At 64.1% G+C, this 16,889-nt stretch carries 14 protein-coding genes; 6 read left to right on the forward strand and 8 right to left on the reverse strand.

Annotated features, from left to right (window positions below; genetic code table 11):
- The first annotated feature begins 104 nt into the window (after positions 1-104).
- The gene (gene mscL / locus LB572_RS01325) at positions 105-527 is read left to right on the forward strand and encodes a large conductance mechanosensitive channel protein MscL (protein ID WP_140807008.1); all 423 of its coding nucleotides are present in this window, start codon (positions 105-107) and stop codon (positions 525-527) included.
- A 102-nt stretch (positions 528-629) separates the two neighbouring features.
- The gene (locus LB572_RS01330) at positions 630-1,796 is read left to right on the forward strand and encodes a pyridoxal phosphate-dependent aminotransferase (protein WP_224666393.1); all 1,167 of its coding nucleotides are present in this window, start codon (positions 630-632) and stop codon (positions 1,794-1,796) included.
- An 11-nt stretch (positions 1,797-1,807) separates the two neighbouring features.
- On the opposite strand, the gene hemA is transcribed toward LB572_RS01330, so the two are convergent.
- The gene (hemA, locus tag LB572_RS01335; protein WP_224666394.1) at positions 1,808-3,085 is read right to left on the reverse strand and encodes a 5-aminolevulinate synthase; all 1,278 of its coding nucleotides are present in this window, start codon (positions 3,083-3,085) and stop codon (positions 1,808-1,810) included.
- A gap of 331 nt (positions 3,086-3,416) precedes the next feature.
- On the opposite strand from hemA, the gene galE reads away from it, so the two are divergent.
- Positions 3,417-4,412, forward strand: a complete 996-nt coding sequence (gene galE / locus LB572_RS01340) for a UDP-glucose 4-epimerase GalE (RefSeq protein WP_224666395.1) — start codon at positions 3,417-3,419, stop codon at positions 4,410-4,412.
- Between the two features lie 241 nt (positions 4,413-4,653).
- Positions 4,654-5,910: a D-amino acid dehydrogenase gene (locus tag LB572_RS01345; protein ID WP_224666396.1), complete on the forward strand. Its 1,257-nt coding sequence runs from the start codon at positions 4,654-4,656 to the stop codon at positions 5,908-5,910.
- 10 nt (positions 5,911-5,920) lie between these two features.
- On the opposite strand, the gene LB572_RS01350 is transcribed toward LB572_RS01345, so the two are convergent.
- The 7 genes from LB572_RS01350 to LB572_RS01380 all read right to left on the reverse strand — a co-directional run bounded on the left by LB572_RS01350 (position 5,921) and on the right by LB572_RS01380 (position 13,146).
- On the reverse strand, positions 5,921-7,279 hold the full coding sequence (locus LB572_RS01350) for an FGGY-family carbohydrate kinase (protein ID WP_224666397.1): 1,359 nt from the start codon (positions 7,277-7,279) through the stop codon (positions 5,921-5,923).
- Complete coding sequence (rhaM, locus tag LB572_RS01355) at positions 7,276-7,590, reverse strand: L-rhamnose mutarotase (RefSeq protein ID WP_224666398.1); 315 nt, start codon at positions 7,588-7,590, stop codon at positions 7,276-7,278. The genes LB572_RS01350 and rhaM overlap by 4 nt, the downstream gene beginning before the upstream one ends.
- On the reverse strand, positions 7,590-8,591 hold the full coding sequence (locus tag LB572_RS01360) for an ABC transporter permease (RefSeq protein ID WP_140807014.1): 1,002 nt from the start codon (positions 8,589-8,591) through the stop codon (positions 7,590-7,592). The genes rhaM and LB572_RS01360 overlap by 1 nt, the downstream gene beginning before the upstream one ends.
- On the reverse strand, positions 8,588-9,565 hold the full coding sequence (locus LB572_RS01365) for an ABC transporter permease (protein ID WP_224666399.1): 978 nt from the start codon (positions 9,563-9,565) through the stop codon (positions 8,588-8,590). The genes LB572_RS01360 and LB572_RS01365 overlap by 4 nt, the downstream gene beginning before the upstream one ends.
- Positions 9,562-11,103, reverse strand: coding sequence for a sugar ABC transporter ATP-binding protein (locus tag LB572_RS01370; RefSeq protein ID WP_224666400.1), 1,542 nt, complete (start codon positions 11,101-11,103; stop codon positions 9,562-9,564). The genes LB572_RS01365 and LB572_RS01370 overlap by 4 nt, the downstream gene beginning before the upstream one ends.
- Before the next feature lie 182 nt (positions 11,104-11,285).
- On the reverse strand, positions 11,286-12,281 hold the full coding sequence (gene rhaS / locus LB572_RS01375) for a rhamnose ABC transporter substrate-binding protein (RefSeq protein ID WP_140814717.1): 996 nt from the start codon (positions 12,279-12,281) through the stop codon (positions 11,286-11,288).
- Positions 12,282-12,336: 55 nt separating this feature from the next.
- Complete coding sequence (locus LB572_RS01380; RefSeq protein ID WP_140807018.1) at positions 12,337-13,146, reverse strand: DeoR/GlpR family DNA-binding transcription regulator; 810 nt, start codon at positions 13,144-13,146, stop codon at positions 12,337-12,339.
- Between the two features lie 189 nt (positions 13,147-13,335).
- Between LB572_RS01380 and LB572_RS01385 the strand changes: the two genes are divergently transcribed.
- Positions 13,336-15,438 (forward strand): bifunctional rhamnulose-1-phosphate aldolase/short-chain dehydrogenase, encoded by a 2,103-nt coding sequence (locus LB572_RS01385; RefSeq protein ID WP_224666401.1) that lies wholly within the window; start codon positions 13,336-13,338, stop codon positions 15,436-15,438.
- Positions 15,439-15,530: 92 nt separating this feature from the next.
- Positions 15,531-16,823, forward strand: coding sequence for an L-rhamnose catabolism isomerase (gene rhaI / locus LB572_RS01390; RefSeq protein WP_224666402.1), 1,293 nt, complete (start codon positions 15,531-15,533; stop codon positions 16,821-16,823).
- The last annotated feature ends 66 nt before the right edge of the window (positions 16,824-16,889 follow it).

Here is a 16,889-nt window from a genome sequence, read left to right on the forward strand (position 1 = left end):
GCCTTTTTTCCGGTTTTGCAACCGGGGGTTTTTGTTATGGTGGGCGCGGGCCGGCGCCGAAGGACACTGGTGAGGCGGCAGCGCGGCCCATCAAGGAGGGACAAATGCTGAAAGAGTTCCAGGAATTCATCTCCAAGGGCAATGTGATGGACTTGGCCGTCGGTGTCATCATCGGCGCGGCCTTCTCCAAGATCGTCGATTCGCTGGTCGGCGACATCATCATGCCGATCGTCGGCGCGATTTTCGGCGGATTGGACTTCAACAACTACTTCTTCGGACTGTCCTCGAACGTCCACGCGACCGCGCTGGCCGACGCCAAGAAGGAGGGCGCCGTTTTCGCCTACGGCTCCTTCATCACCGTCGTGCTGAACTTCCTGATCCTGGCCTTCATCATCTTCCTGATGGTCAAGGCGGTGAACAACCTGCGCAAGCGCCTGGAGCGCGAGAAGCCCGCCGCTGCCGCTGCTCCGCCGCCGGCCGATGTGCAGCTTCTGACCGAAATCCGCGACCTGCTCGCCAAGAGATAATCTTCGGCGAGCGTTCTGGACCAAAACCCCGGCCCTTGGCGGCCGGGGTTTTCTTTTCATCGATCTGATAATAGCCGTGCCGACACGAACGCGGATCTGCCCATGACCATTATCGAGACGCTGCGCGCCGAAGCGCGCGCCGCACCGGAAAGCGGCATCGTCGCCGTCATCAATCACGGCCGCCTGCGCGAAGGCCTGATCCCACTCTGGGCCGGTGAGGGCGATCTGCCGACGCCGGCCTTCATCAGCGATGCCGCCGCCAAAGGACTGGCCGACGGCGAGACGTTCTACACCTGGCAGAAGGGCATCCCCGCGCTCAGGCAGGCGCTCGCCCGCTACTACGCCAGGCATTTCGGCAAAACCTTCGCCGAGGAAGAGTTCATCGTCACCGGATCCGGCATGCATGCCATCCAACTGGCCATCGACGCGATCGCCGGCAGCGGCGACGAGGTGATCTACCTCTCGCCTGCCTGGCCGAACTTCGCCGCGGCCGCCGGCGTGGCGGGCGCCGTGCCGGTGCCGGTCACCCTCGACCAGTCCGGCAATGGCTGGTCCTGCGACGTCGACAAGATCGCCTCCGCGATCACGCCGCGCACGAAGCTGTTGTTCATCAACACGCCGTCCAATCCGACCGGCTGGACGGCCGACAAGGAGACCCTCCAGGCGATCCTCGATCTCGCCCGGCAAAAGGGCCTGTGGATCATCGCCGACGAAATCTATTCGCTGTTCCACTACGGCCGTGGCCGCGCGCCCTCCTTCCTCGACGTCGCCACGCCCGAAGACCGCATTCTGTTCGTCAACAGCTTCTCCAAGAACTGGGCGATGACTGGCTGGCGCGTCGGCTGGATCAAGACCCATCCCGCCTTGCAGCAGGTGTTCGAAAACCTGATCCAGTACTCGACCTCGGGCGTCGCCCAGTTCATGCAGCGCGGCGCGGTCGTGGCCCTCGACGAGGGCGACGGCTTCATCGCCGAACAGGTGGAGCGCGCGCATGCCGCGCGCGACCTCGTCTGCGGCATCCTCGGCGAAACCGGCAAAGCGCGGTTCACCGTGCCGCAGGGCGCCTTCTACCTGTTTTTCAAGGTCGACGGCCTCACCGATGCCCGAAAAGCCGCCTTCGACATCGTCGACAACGCCAATGTCGGTCTGGCACCCGGCACCGCCTTCGGTCCCGGCGGCGAAGCCTTCCTCAGGCTATGCTTCCACCGCCGCCTCGATCAGCTCGAGGAAGCCGCGCATCGCCTGGCGAAATGGATGAAGACCGTTTGAGACAGGCGGCTTCAGCCGCCTGACTTCGGCACCAGGAGCGGAATGATCCGGTCGGTCTTGGCGACGGCGGGACGACCGGAGTTGGCATAGGGAATGCCCAGCGCATCCCAGGTCTCGACCAGCGCGTCCTGCAGCTCGGCGATCAGCGCGTCCGAATGAAACGGCGTCGGCGTGATGCGCAGCCGCTCGGTGCCGCGCGGCACCGTCGGATAGTTGATCGGCTGGATGTAGATGCCGTGCACGCCGAGCAGGCGGTCGCTGGCCATCTTGCAAAGCTCGGGATCGCCGACCAGCACCGGCACGATGTGAGTGGCCGATTCCATCACCGGCAAGCCCGCCGCGGAAAGGACCTGCTTGGTCCTGGCTGCCTGGCGCTGCTGCGCGTCGCGCTCGGCCTGCGAGCGTTTGAGGTGGCGAATCGAGGCGGTGGTGGCGGCGGCGATGGCCGGCGGCAGCGCGGTGGTGAAGATGAAGCCCGGCGCATAGGAACGCACGGCGTCGATCACAGCGCTGGTGCCGGTGATGTAGCCGCCCAGCGTGCCGAAGGCCTTGGCCAGTGTGCCCTGGATGATGTCGACGCGGTCGGCCAGGCCTTCGCGCTCGGTGATGCCGCCGCCGCGCGGTCCGTACATGCCGACGGCATGGACTTCGTCGATATAGGTCATGGCGTTGTAGCGCTCGGCGAGCTCCACGATCTGCTTGATCGGTGCGATGTCGCCGTCCATCGAATAGACGCTTTCGAAGACGATCAGCTTGGCGCGTTCGCGGCCAGCCGCCTGCAGCAGGCTTTCCAGATGCGCGACGTCGTTGTGGCGGAAGATCTTCTTTTCCGCGCCCGAGCGGCGCACGCCCTCGATCATCGAGGCATGGTTCAGCTCGTCCGAGATGATCAGGCAGTTGGGCAGAAGCCGGGCGATGGTCGAGATCGAAGCCTCGTTGGAGACGAAGCCGGAGGTGAAGACGAGTGCTGCTTCCTTGTCATGCAGGTCGGCGAGCTCATGCTCCAGCTCGACCAGCGGGTTGGACGTTCCGGATATGTTGCGGGTGCCGCCGGCGCCCGAGCCCATCTTGCCGGCCGCGGCCTGGAAGGCGGTGATCACATCCTCGTTCTGGCCCATGCCGAGATAGTCGTTGGAGCACCAGACGGTGATTTCCTGGGCGCGGCCATTGGAACGCCAGATGGCGCGCGGGAATTTGCCCACCATGCGCTCGAGGTCGGCGAAAACGCGGTAGCGACGCTCGGCGTGGAGCTGGTCGATCGCATCTTCGAAGAACCGCTGGTAATTCATGTCGGCTTCCCAATTTTGCGGCGGATCATAGTCATTGGCCTATGTTGCGTCCACCGCGCCCAACCGGTCAAAATGCCACGCCCCGGCCCTGTTCCTAACGATGCCGGATCGTGGCCTATTCCCGGCTGTTTGAAGCAACTTTGTTTCAGTACGATGCCTCGGACGGGAGGAACTGTTACGGACTTAACATTATAGGGAGGCGTATGCATATCGCCCAAAAGTGCACAGCGATTTTGGAGAACGACATAGGCTTTAACGGGCTTGCGGCGGGGTTTCCAGCACGGTGGCTGTTGAGACAGTTTCCGATAAATCTTGATCAGCGAGGTAGATGATGACGGTTTTGGTGACGGGCGGTGCCGGCTATATCGGCAGCCATATGGTCTGGGAGCTGCTGGACGCCGGCGAGAGCGTCGTGGTGCTCGACCGGCTTTCCACCGGCTTCGAATGGGCGGTGGCTCCGGAAGCAAAGCTGGTCGTCGGCGCCGTCGCCGACCGCGACCTGGTCGGCCGGATCATCCGTGAGAACAAGGTCGACGCCATCATCCACTTCGCCGGCTCGATCGTGGTGCCGGAATCGGTTGCCGACCCGCTCGGTTACTACGAGAACAACACCTGCAAGACCCGCACGCTGATCGAAACCGCGGTGCGTGAAGGCGTGCCGCATTTCATCTTCTCCTCCACCGCCGCCGTCTATGGCGGCGCCGGGCTGGAGCCGGTGCGCGAGGACGCCCGCCTTGCGCCGGAATCGCCCTATGGCCTTTCCAAGCTGATGAGCGAATGGATGCTGCGCGACGCGGCGCTCGCGCACGACATCCGCTACACAGCGCTGCGCTATTTCAATGTCGCCGGCGCCGATCCCAAGGGCCGCACCGGACAGTCGACGCCGGGCGCCACGCATCTCATCAAGGTCGCCTGCGAGACCGCGCTCGGCAAGCGCCCCTTCATGCAGGTCTTCGGCAATGATTATCCGACGCCGGACGGCACCTGCATGCGCGACTACATCCATGTCAGCGACCTCGCCGCAGCGCACCGGCTGGCGCTGCAGCGGCTGCGCGAGGGGGGAAATAGCCTCGTCGCCAATTGCGGCTACAGCCATGGCTATTCGGTGCTCGAGGTGATCGACAGTGTGCGCCGCGCCTTCGGCCATGACTTCGATGTCCGCATGGGGGATCGCCGGCCGGGCGACGCCGCCGCCGTGGTCGCCAATTCGGAGCTTGCGCGCAAGGAACTCGGCTGGACGCCGAAGCGCGACGATCTCGACCTGATCGTCAACGATGCCTTGGCCTGGGAGCGCATCCTGACGACCAAGAACTCGGCGCGAAACTAAGCAATTCCAGCAAAAGTGTGCAGCGGTTTTCCGTCCGGAATTGCGTAACGAAACTGAACGATTCCAGGAAAACTGTGTAGCGGTTGGGTTCGGCGACTTCGCCGGAGCTTTCCGTCCGGAATTGCGTAATGAGACTGAGCTGTTGGGCCAAGGGCTCGTCCGGCGCGTTTAGACGCGGTATTGAGGCTCGTTCGGGCAGCGCACGGAGGCGCGCTGCCCGGTTCGATCTTGAGGGGACGGCATGAAGGTCTTGGTTCTCGGCGCCGGCGTGGTTGGCACGGCGGCCGCCTATTATCTGGCAAAAGACGGTCACGAGGTGACGGTGATCGAGCGCCATGAAACGGCGGCGCGCGGCACTAGCCAGTCGAATGCCGGCCTGGTGTCGCCGGGCGACGCCACCGCCTGGGCCTCGCCCGCCGCGCTGAAGACCTTTCTGCGCGCGCTCTGGAACCACGACCTCGGCATCAAGGTGAGACTCCGCCTCGATCCCTATTTCTATGCCTGGAGCCTGCGTTTCCTGCGCGAATGCACCGTCAAGCGGTTGCGCGCCAACACCGACATCAAGCTGAGACTCGCGCTCCATTCGCGCGCGTGCATCAATCAACTGTCGGAGGAAACCGGCATCCATTACGACGAGCGCAAGAAGGGCATTCTCTACTTTTTCCGCACGCAGAAGAGCCTCGACACCGGCACCGACAATTACCGCTATCTCGGCGAGCACGGCCTGCCGATCGAGATCGTCGGCCGCGAGCGGCTGGTCGAGCTGGAGCCTGGCCTTGCCGGCGTGAAGGAAAAGATCGCCGGCGGCATCTATTCGCCGATCGACCAGACCGGCGATTCCAAGCAGTTCACGGATAACCTTGCCGCCTATGCGGCCGAGAAGCTCGGCGTCAAATTCCTGTTCGGCACGACGATCCAGGGCCTCGACATCGAGGGCGACCGGGTGCGCGCTGTCATGACTTCGGCAGGGCCTGTGACGGGTGACGCCGTCGTCATCTCCATGGGGCCGGAAAGCGGTCTGCTCGGCCGCCGCTACGGCGTCGACCTGCCGGTCTACCCGGTGAAGGGCTATACCGCGACGATTCCCCTGGAGGACGAAAGCAAGGGCCCGACCATGGGCGGCGCCGACGAGGACCGGCTGATCGGCTATTCCAGGTTGGGCAATCGACTGCGCATGTCCTCGACGGCCGAATTCACCGGCTTCGACCGCAACTTCAAGCCCGGCGATTTCAGGACCATCCTGGAAACCGGCAAGGACCTTTTCCCGGGCGCCTTCGACGAGAAGAAGGCCGTGCTATGGGCAGGTCTGCGGCCGATGATGCCGAATTCGGTGCCGGTCATTGGCCAGGCGAAATACCGCAACCTCTATCTCGACACCGGCCATGGCCATGTCGGCTGGACCATGGCCTGCGGCTCAGGCCAATTCCTGGCCGACGTCGTCGCCGGCCGCAAGCCGCAGATCGATCCCAAAGGATTGCTGTACGGGGCGGCGCGCTGAGCCGGCTGGCTTACGCGGCGGCGATCTTCCGCCACGCTTGCCCGTAGGCTTGCCAGGCCGGATCGGCCGGGGGTTCGGTCCGCTTGCCCTTACTCATCGCGGGCACACCGTCCGACGCCAACAGCGCGGCGCCAATGCTGGTCCCGGTCGACGTCTCCGACGCAACGACGGGCCGCCCCGTCGCTGCCGCCAGCATGCGGTTGAAAAGCTGGTTCTGCGCGAAAGGCCCTTCGACCGTCGTCGCCCCGTTACCGCCGATCAGCTCCAGGCAGGTCGCGGTCATCAGCGCCAGATAGAACGAGATGGCGGCGAAGCGCCGGCCAGGGCTCAAGTTCTCGGCATTGACCCACTGTGCGTCACGATGCGGGAATGGCCCGGAGCCCTGTTGGGTGGAAGGCAGCAGCAAGACCTGGCGCGCTAGCACAGCGGCGACATCGGCTTCGCTCCATTCCTGCGGCTGGCCGTCGGTCAGCAGCGAGAACTCGCGCCCGCCCATGAAGCGGGCCGAAGGCACCGGGTCGCCGAGCGCGTTGACATTGACCAGCGTGTCGCGCGCCGCATCGAGCTCGACCTTCCGGCCGCCGACCGCCATCGACACCACCCATGTGCCGGTCGAAACGACCGAGAAGGGTGGCCGATCGGCCAACAGATGCGGCAGCAGCGAGGCGTTGGAGTCGTGCAGGCCGCAGAACATGGGAGTCGCGGGATCGAGACCCGTCTGTCGCGCAATCGCCGGCAGGATCGAGCCGAGCCTGTCCTTCGCCGGCCGCACCGGCGCCATCAGAAGGCGCCAGCCCATCCTGTCGACCAGCGACGAGTAATCGGATGTCCAGGGGTTCCACAGATCGGTATGGCAGCCGAGCGACGTCACCTCATTGGCGGCAACCCCGGTCAGCCGCAGTGCCCAGTATTGCGGGTACGTCAGCATCGCGGCGGCCTTGGCGAATTGCGCCGGGAAACGCTTCTCAAGCCAGAAGAACTGCGCGCCGAGATTGAGGCCGATCGGCAGCCGCGGCGTGCCTGTTTCGGCGAAGGGCGGACGCACGGCGTCATAGCCGGCCGCAAGCTCGTCCGGGCCGTCGAATTCGTAGTCGAGCACCGGCAGCGCCAACTCACCAGCGGCGTCGACCAGCGCGCCGGTCGCGCCATGCGTGGTGATCGATATCGCATCGATCCGCCGCTCGCGGTTGAGATCGGACAGGCTGTCGAGGATGAAGGTCCACAGCGCCTCGACATCGTGATGCGGGTAGGGCGCTTGGCGTACCGGCGCGTTGGCGATACGGCGCAACGCGATCTCGCTTAATGTCGCGAGATCGACCAGCGCTACCTTGGCGTTGGTCTTGCCGATATCGATGACGGCAACGATCATGCCATATGGAACATTGTTTCCAGCGGCACCGCCACCGGCTCGTTGTCGGCCCTGGTCTCCATCACATCGGCCATATGCGCCCACCAGCGCTGCATCACGGGGTGGTTGGGCAGGTCGGCCATGCCGTGATCGTCACGCCGCCACAGCACCCCGAACAGGATGTTGCTCTCCTCGTCGAGATGGATCGAATAGTCGGAGATGCCGGCCTCTTTCAACAGCGCCACCAGCTCGGGCCAGATCTCGTCATGGCGGCGCTTGTACTCGGCCTTCATGCCGGGGTTGAGCTTCATCTTGAAGGCATATTTTTCCATCAGGCGAAGCGCCCTTCGCGTAGCCGCCGCCAGACGATCGGCAGCGCGATGACGATGATCAGCAACAGGCCGATGAAGATCGACATGACGATGCCCGGCACGTTGAGCAGGCCGAGCCCAAACGTCACCAGCCCCATTATGAAGGCGGCGAGGACGACACCGAGGATGCTGCCGGCGCCGCCGAGGATCGAGACGCCGCCGAGCACCACCATGGTGATGGCCTCGAGCTCATAGCCCTGCGCGATCGACGGCCTTGTCGAACCGAGCCGTGAGGTGATCAGCACGGAGGCGATGCCCGACATCAGCCCGGTCAGGCAGAACAGGATGAATTTGATGCGGGCAACGCGCACGCCGGAGAACTGGCAGGCGACCGGATTGTAGCCGATGGCGAAGACCCGGCGGCCGAAGCTCGTGCGGTGCAGCACGAACCAGTAGATCAAAGCCGCGACGAGGAACAACGCCAGCTCGAACGAGAAGACCCACCAGACATAGCCCTGGCCGAAGAAGGCGAAGCTTTCCGGATAGCCTTTGTAGGCCTGGTCGCCGAGGATGATGAAGGCGATGCCGCGGAACAGGCTCATCGTGCCGATGGTGACGACGATGGACGGCAGGCCGAGCCGGGTGACGAGCAGCCCGTTGAAGGCGCCGCAGGCCAGGCCGACGACGATGCCGATCGCCACCAGCACCGGGGTGCCGGCGCCGGCCTGCACGGCCATGCCCATCATGGTCGAGGCCAAAGCCACGATCGCGGCGACCGACAGGTCGATCTCGCCCGAGATGATCAGCAGCGCCATGGCGAGCGCGATCAGCCCCTTTTCGGTGAAGTTGAAGGTCAGGTCCGACAGCGACCACGGATCGAGGAAATAGGGCGAAGCGAAACTGTTGATTACGAAGATGGCGACCGCGATGACGACCAGCAGCGCCTCCCAGGAGAAGATCGCCGAGGAAAGCGGCTTGTCGAGCCGGTCGGGGATATGGCGCGGGGCAGGGGCGTCGGTCATGCCGCTTCCGCCTTTCTCAGGATGATGCGGCCCTGCCGGCGCTCGCCGCGCGCGTTGAGCACCACGGCCAGGATGATGGCGCTGCCCGAGATCGCCATCTGCCAGAATGGCGAGATGTTGATGACCGGCAGCGCGTTGGAGATGATGCCGAGGAACAGCGCGCCCAAAACCGCGCCGCCGACCGAGCCGATGCCGCCGGCGATCGAGATGCCGCCGATGACGCAGGCGGCGATGATGTTCAGTTCATAGCCGTTGGCGACCTCGACCGAGGCGATCACGTAGCGCGAGATCCAGAGATAGCCGGCGAGCCCGCCGATCATGCCGGAAATGCAGAAGACGATGAATTTGGTGCGGCCGACATCGATGCCGGCATAGACCGAGGCGGTCGGGTTGACGCCGATGGCGTAGATGGAGCGGCCGATCGCGGTCCGCGTCATCACCAGAAAGAACAGCGCGATCACGATGATCGCGATCCAGGACAGCACCGGCAGGCCGAGGAATGCCGTGCGCTGGAAGTTGATGAAGGCGGGGCTCATCTGGTCGGCGTTGACCCAGGCGCCGCCGGAGACGACGAAGGTGGCGCCACGATAGATGGTGAGCGTGCCGAGCGTCACGACGATCGAGGGGATGTTCAGCCGCCACACCAGGAAACCGTTGATCGCCCCCAGCACCAACCCGACGGCCAGTGCGATAACGATCAGCACCGGGATCGGGATGGCCGGATGCGCGGCGTTGAGCATCGCCACCACCATGCCGGTGAAGCAGAGGTTGGACGCCATCGAGAGGTCGATCGAGCGCGTCAGGATCACCACCATCTGCCCCAGCGCCAGGATCATCAGGATCGAGGTGTCGTTGAACACCTGGCGCAGATTGGCGGGGTCGGCGAAGCCGGGGAAGCGCGTTGAGATCAGCCCGATCAAAACAACGATGCCGGCCAGCAGCCATATCTCACGGTATTTGAGGAAGCCCTTCATGCCGCGATCCCCGCTGCCGTTCTAACCAGCGTTTCGGCGTCGAGCCCCTTATTGTCGTATGTCGCCGCGATGCGTCCTTCGCGCATGACCACGACCCGGTCTGACATGCCGAGGATTTCTGGCAGCTCCGATGACACCATGATCACCGAAAGCCCTTGCGCGACCAGTTCGGCCATGAAGCCATGCACAGCGGCCTTGGAGCCGATATCGATGCCTTTTGTCGGCTCGTCGAGGATGATCACCTTCGGCGTCGTCGCCAGCCATTTGGCGATGACCACCTTCTGCTGGTTGCCGCCGGACAGCGTGCCGACATCCTGGCTGAGCGAGGAGGCGCGCAGGTCGAGCCGCTCGGTGTAGGAGCGGGCGAGCGAGAACTCTTCCGCCAGCCTCAGCACGCCGGATTTCGAGGTGCGCGAAAGCGACGGCAGCGACACGTTCTGAAAGATCGGCAGGCCGATCACCACGCCCTGCTTGCCGCGCTCTTCCGGCACATAGACGATGCCGGCTTCGATGGAATCGGCGGCCGATTTCGGCGCGATCGACTGGCCGTCGAGCGAGATGGCGCCCCGGCTGGTGCGGGTGATGCCGGCGATTGCCTGCATGACCTCGCTGCGCCCGGCGCCGACCAGGCCGTAGAAGCCGAGGATCTCGCCCTTGCGCAATTCGAAGCCGATGTCGTCGAATTCGGTCGGATGCGACAGGCCGGAGACGGAAAGCACCGGCGCACCGATCTTCGGCTCGCGCTGCGGAAAAATGTGGTCGACGTTGCGGCCCACCATCATGCGCACGATCTCGTTCTGGCCGGTGTCCTTGAGCAGGCCTTCGCCCACCATCTCGCCGTCGCGGAAGACGGTGTAGCGGTCGGCGATGCGGTAGATCTCGTCGAACTTGTGGCTGATGAAGAGCACCGCCTTGCCTTCGCTCTTCAGGAATTCGACCAGCAGGAAAAGCTCCTCGATCTCCTTCATCGAAAGTGCTGCGGTCGGCTCGTCCATGATGACGATGCGCGCATCGATCGACATCGCGCGGGCGACGGCTACGAGATGCTTGTTGGCGATGCCGAGGTCCTTCAGCCTTGCGTCGGCGTCGATATGGCCCGCGCGCATCGTCTCCAGCACCTCGCGGGCTTGTCTGCGCATCGTGCGCCAGTCGATGGTGCCGAAGCGGGTGCGCGGCGCGTGGCCGAGGAAGATGTTTTCGGCGACCGAAAGGTCGTCGAACAGCACGGTTTCCTGGTGGATGGCGGTGATGCCGTGGCCGAAGGCGGCATGCGCGCTGGGCAGCGTCGTCGCCTGGCCGTCGATGCCGATCTCGCCTGAATCGGGCTGGTAGATGCCGGTCATGATCTTGACCAGGGTCGACTTGCCGGCGCCGTTCTCGCCGATCAGCGCGGTGACTTGGCCCGGATAAAGCGCCAGGCTGACATTGTACAGGGCGCGCACGCCTGGGAAACTTTTCGAGATGCCTGAAAGCGTCAGGCGCGGGGCCGAGGCTGGGGGCCGCGCCTCTACTTTGCCGTGATGGGCCGTCGTATCCATAATCGTATCAAGCCCGTCTATATTCAGTGTTGACTCCCCCTCATCCGACCTCCGCTTCGCTCGGTCGACCTCTCCCCGAGGGGAGAGGAGGCTTGCGAGCTTGGCTCCGGGCTCTTCTCCCCACTGGGGAGAAGGTGGCCGCGAAGCGGCCGGATGAGGGGGCAGCGCCGTCAGTCCGGGGATCAGTAGATCTTGGAGAACTTCTCGATGTTGGTCTTGTCGAACTGGAAGGGCGGAGCCATCGCGGCTGAGTTGGTGTCGTCGAGCGTCACCTTGCCGACGCGGCCGATCGACAGCGTGGCGCCCGGCTTGGCTTCTTCCTTCTTCACAGCCAGGTCATGGGCGAGGTAGATCGCCGAGTAGCCGAGGTCGATCGGGTTCCACAGCGCAACCGCTTGGGATGCGCCATTGTCGATGAACTTCTTGAATTCCGACGGCAGGGCGAGGCCGGTGACATTGACCTTGCCGATCAGGTTCTCGTCGGTGACGACCTGCGCGGCGGCAACGACGCCGACGGTGGTCGGCGCGATGATCGCCTTGAGGTTCGGATAGGACTTCAAGAGGCCCTTGGCTTCGTCGGTACTCTTGGCCGAGTCGTCATCGCCATAGACGGTGGCGACCAGCTTGATCTTCGGGAACTTCTCCGGCAGCACCTTCTTGGCCGCTTCGATCCAGGCGTTCTGGTTGGTCGCCGTCGAGGATGCCGAGAGGATCGCGACGTCGCCGCCTTCCGGCAGGTAGTCGGCGGCAAGCTTGATGATCGTCTCGCCGATCAGACCGGTGTCGGACGGGTTGAGGTGGAGCTGACGGCCTTCCTTGGCGACGCCCGAGTCCCACGAGATCACGGTGATGCCGCGTTCCATCGCCTTCTTCAGCACGGGAACAAGAGCGTCAGCGTCATTGGCCGAAACGGCGATCGCGTTGACCTTCTGCGCGATCAGCGAATTGATCACCTCGATCTGCGCTTCGGCGGTCGCCTTGGTCGGGCCGGTGTAGATGACGTCGACGTCGCCCAGTTCCTTGGCCGCTTCCTCGGCGCCCTTGTTGGCGGCGTCGAAGAAGCCGTTGCCGAGCGACTTCACCACCAGCGCGATCTTGACGTTCTCGGCATAGGCGGCATTCACGAACATGGCGGCGGAAAACGCCGCCGTAACCAGCAGTTTCTTCAAAAGGCTCATCGAATATCCTCCCTTGAGCGTTGCATTCCATCGCCGCTGCGGGCGTGAGTTTCCCTCAGGCCTGCAGTGAAGATTCTTCCTTGTCGCTTGACTGTTTGCGGGCGACGATCAGCGCCACGCCCGCGGTTTCGAGCATCTTGGCCTCGCGGTCCTCGATGCCGTCGTCGGTGACCACGGTCGCGATGCGCGACAGCCCGCACAGGATCAGGCTGGAGCGCATGCGGAATTTCGAGGAATCGACCAGCACCACCAACTCGTCGGCCTGGTCGATCAGCTTCTGCTCCGCCTGGATCAGCAGCGGATCGCCTTCCATCAGCCCGAGCGGCCCCAGCCCTTGCGCGCCCATGAACATGCGTCGCGCATAGAAGTTGCGCGTCACGTCATTGTCGAAGGGCGACAGGATGATGTTCTGCTCGCGGTAGATCGTGCCGCCCGACAGCATCACCGTGTTCTTGGAGTGCTTGAGCAGATGCTCGGCGATCGGGAAGGAATTGGTGAAGATCGGCATCCGGCGTCCGGTCAGGAAATGCACCATCTGGAAGGTGGTGGTGCCCCCATTGATGATGATCGGCTCGCCGTCGGTGCAAAGGTTGACCGCCTCCCGCGCGATCGCCCGCTTCTGCGCGGCGTTCAGCGTCTCGTTGACGGAGAAGGGCCGGCCGGCAAGGCCGATGAATTGCGGTGGCGAGATCGCCTCGGCGCCGCCGCGCACCCGGCGCAGGCGTTTCTGCACATGCAGGGCCGCGATGTCGCGCCGGATCGTCGCCTCGGAGGAGTCCGTCAGTTCGACCATCTCCTGCACCGTCACCACAGGCTTTTCCTGGACGGCGGACAGAATGATCCTGTGGCGCTCTTTTTCGTGCATGGTTCCTCCCTGCCCAAGCATCAGGCCTTAGAAAACGCGCAGTGTCAATCATTTCCGATCAAATATTTTCATTGTTCAGTGCAATATGATCGATCTTGATCGTTTATGATTGACAAGCGCAGCGCTTGCGTAGACATTCCCCGGCGAGAAATGAGGGGCGCGGCGTTCGCGTTCCAAGGGAGGATACCTATGCTCGACAAGCGCTCCGGCTCGCGCCTCGCCAATCTTTGGGACGATGCAAAAGCCGCAGGGATGAGCGGTCCCGAGCTCCTGGTCTATCGCTCGAACACGCTGGGGTCCGACAAGCGCGTCACCAATTATGGCGGTGGCAACACCTCGTCCAAGGTCCGGCAGAAGGACCCGCTGACCGGCGAGGAGGTGGAGGTGCTGTGGGTCAAGGGCTCGGGGGGCGACAGCGCCTCGATCAAGCTTGACGGTTTCGCGACCCTCTACATGGACAAGCTGCGCGCCATCAAAGCTCTCTATCGCGGCGTCGAGCACGAGGATGAGATGGTGGGCTACCTGCCCCACTGCACCTTCAACCTCAATCCGCGCGCGGCCTCCATCGACACGCCGCTGCACGCTTACCTGCCGAAGGCTTGCGTCGACCATATGCATCCCGACGCCATCATCGCGGTCGCCGCTGCCAAGGATTCCAAGGCGATCACCAAGGAGATTTTCGGCGACGCCATCGGCTGGCTGCCCTGGAAACGGCCGGGCTTCGAGTTGGGCCTGTGGCTGGAGAAATTCTGCCTCGAAAACCCCGACGCCAGGGGCGTTGTGCTCGAAAGCCATGGCCTGTTCACCTGGGGCGACACGCCCAAGGAATGCTACGAGACGACGATCTCGGTGATCAACCAGGCAATCGAATGGTTCGAACGTAAGTCGCAGGGCAAGGCGATCTTCGGCGGCGAAGTGGTGCAGGCGCTCGACGCGCCGGCGCGCCGCGCCATCGCCGCCAAGCTGATGCCGAGGATCAGGGGCCTGATTTCCGAAAAGAGCCACAAGCTCGGCCATTTCGACGACCAGCCGGCCGTGCTTGAATTCGTCAATTCGAAGGATTTGCGGCCGCTGGCGGCGCTTGGCACCTCATGCCCGGACCATTTCCTGCGCACCAAGATCCGGCCGCTGGTGATCGAATTCGACCCGGCCAACCCGGACGTCGACGCCGTCATCGCGCGCCTCGCTGACGACATCGCCGCCTATCGTGTCGGCTATCAGGCCTACTATGACAGCTGCAAGCATCCGGACTCGCCGGCCATCCGCGATCCGAATGCGGTGGTCTATCTGATGCCCGGCGTCGGCATGTTCACCTTCGCCGGCGACAAGGCGACGGCCCGCATCTCGGGTGAGTTCTACGTCAACGCCATCAACGTCATGCGCGGCGCCTCGACCGTCTCGTCCTATGTCGGCCTGCCGGCGCAGGAAGCCTTCGACATCGAATACTGGCAGCTCGAGGAAGCAAAGCTCCAGCGCCTGCCGAAGCCGAAGGTGCTGGCCGGCCAGATCGCGCTGGTCACCGGCGGCGCCGGCGGCATCGGCCGCGCCACCGCCAACCGGCTGCTGCGCGAAGGCGCTTGCGTGGTGCTCGCCGATATCGACGAGACGGCTTTGGCCAGCGCCAATGAGGAGTTGTCGAAGGCGTTCGGAAAAGACTTCGTCCGTCCGGTTCGCATCGATGTAACCTCCGAGGAGCAGGTGCTTTCCGGCTTCGCCGAAACGTCGGTCGAGTTCGGCGGCATCGACATCCTGGTCTCCAACGCCGGTCTGGCGTCTTCCGCGCCGATCGAGGAAACGACGCTAGCCTTGTGGAACAAGAACATGGATATCCTGTCCACCGGCTATTTCCTCGTCTCGCGTGAAGCCTTCCGCCTGTTCCGCGCCCAGAAGATCGGCGGCAACGTCGTCTTCGTCGCCTCCAAGAACGGCCTAGCCGCCTCGCCGAACGCGTCCGCCTATTGCACGGCCAAGGCCGCCGAGATCCATCTGGCACGCTGCCTCGCGCTGGAAGGCGCGGAAGCGCAGATCAGGGTCAACGTCGTCAATCCGGACGCCGTGCTGCGCGGCTCCAAGATCTGGACCGGCGAGTGGAAGGAACAGCGCGCCGCCGCCTACAAGATGTCGACCGACGATCTCGAGGAGCATTACCGCTCGCGCTCGATGCTGAAGCGCTCGGTCTTCCCGGAGGACATCGCTGAGGCGATCTACTTCTTCGCCTCCGACATGTCGGCCAAGTCGACTGGCAACATCGTCAACGTCGACGCCGGCAACGCGCAAAGCTTCACGCGCTAGGCTCCCTTTCCCTTCTCCCCGTTCACGGGGAGAAGGTGCCTGAAGGGCGGATGAGGGCAGCGCCAGCCAAACGAGTTCTGGGAGGAATTGCAGTGTCCGAAACGATTATCCGCGCCGATCTGGTCGCCAGCCACAACGCCGCGCGCAAAACCGACCTCGAGCGCGACTACGCCTCGCTCGGCGAGCGCCTCGACCGCCGCGGCATCGCCATCGACGCGATCCGCGACAAGGTCGAGAAATTCGGCGTGGCGATCCCGTCCTGGGGCGTCGGCACCGGCGGCACGCGCTTCGCCCGTTTCCCTGGCGCCGGCGAGCCGCGCGACATCTTCGACAAGATCGAGGACTGCGCCGTCATCAGCCAGTTGACGCAGGCCACTCCCACCGTGTCGCTGCACATCCCGTGGGACAAGGCCGATCCGAACCGGTTGAAGCAGGCGGCCTCGCGCTTCGGCCTCGGCTTCGACGCTATGAATTCGAACACCTTCTCCGACGCGAAGGACCAGCAGCGCTCCTACAAGTTCGGCTCGCTCTCCCATGCCGATGCCGGCACGCGTCGCCAGGCGGTCGAGCACAATCTCGAATGCATCGAGATCGGCAGGACGATTGGCTCCAAGGCGCTGACGGTGTGGATTGGCGACGGCTCGAACTTCCCCGGCCAGGTCAATTTCGCAAAAGCCTTCGAGCGCTATCTCGATGCGATGCGGGAGATCTATGCCGGCCTGCCGGACGACTGGCGGCTGTTCACCGAGCACAAGATGTACGAGCCGGCCTTCTATTCGACCGTCGTGCAGGACTGGGGCACCAACTACATCATCGCCAGGGAACTCGGCGACAAAGCCTTCTGCCTGGTCGACCTCGGCCACCATGCGCCCAACGTCAACATCGAGATGATCGTGTCGCGGCTGATCCAGTTCGGCAAGCTCGGCGGCTTCCACTTCAACGATTCCAAATATGGCGACGACGATCTCGATGCCGGCTCGATCGATCCCTATCGGCTGTTCCTCGTTTTCAACGAGCTGGTCGATGCCGAGCTTTCCGGCGCCAAGGGCTTCCATCCCGCGCATATGCTCGACCAGAGCCACAACGTCACCGATCCGATCGAAAGCCTGATGCTGTCGGCGGTCGAGGTGCAGCGCGCCTATGTGCAGGCGCTGCTGGTCGACCGCAAGGCGCTCGAGGGCTTCCAGGAGGCCAATGACGCGCTGATGGCGACGCAGACGCTGAAAAGCGCCTACCGCACCGATGTCGAGCCGATCCTCGCCATGGCGCGGCTGAGGACCGGCGGCGCCGTCGATCCGGTCGCGGCCTATCGCGAAGCCGGCTACCGCGCGAAGGTCGCTGCGGAGAGGCCGGCGGTTGCCGGTGGCGGCGGCGGCATCGTCTGAAGCCGAGCCACTCCCCCTCATCCGGCCGCTGCGCGGCCACCTTCTCCCCGAGGGGAGAAGAGAGGT

It is taken from the genome of Mesorhizobium sp. BH1-1-5 (assembly GCF_020165615.1).
Classification (GTDB): Bacteria; Pseudomonadota; Alphaproteobacteria; order Rhizobiales; family Rhizobiaceae; genus Mesorhizobium.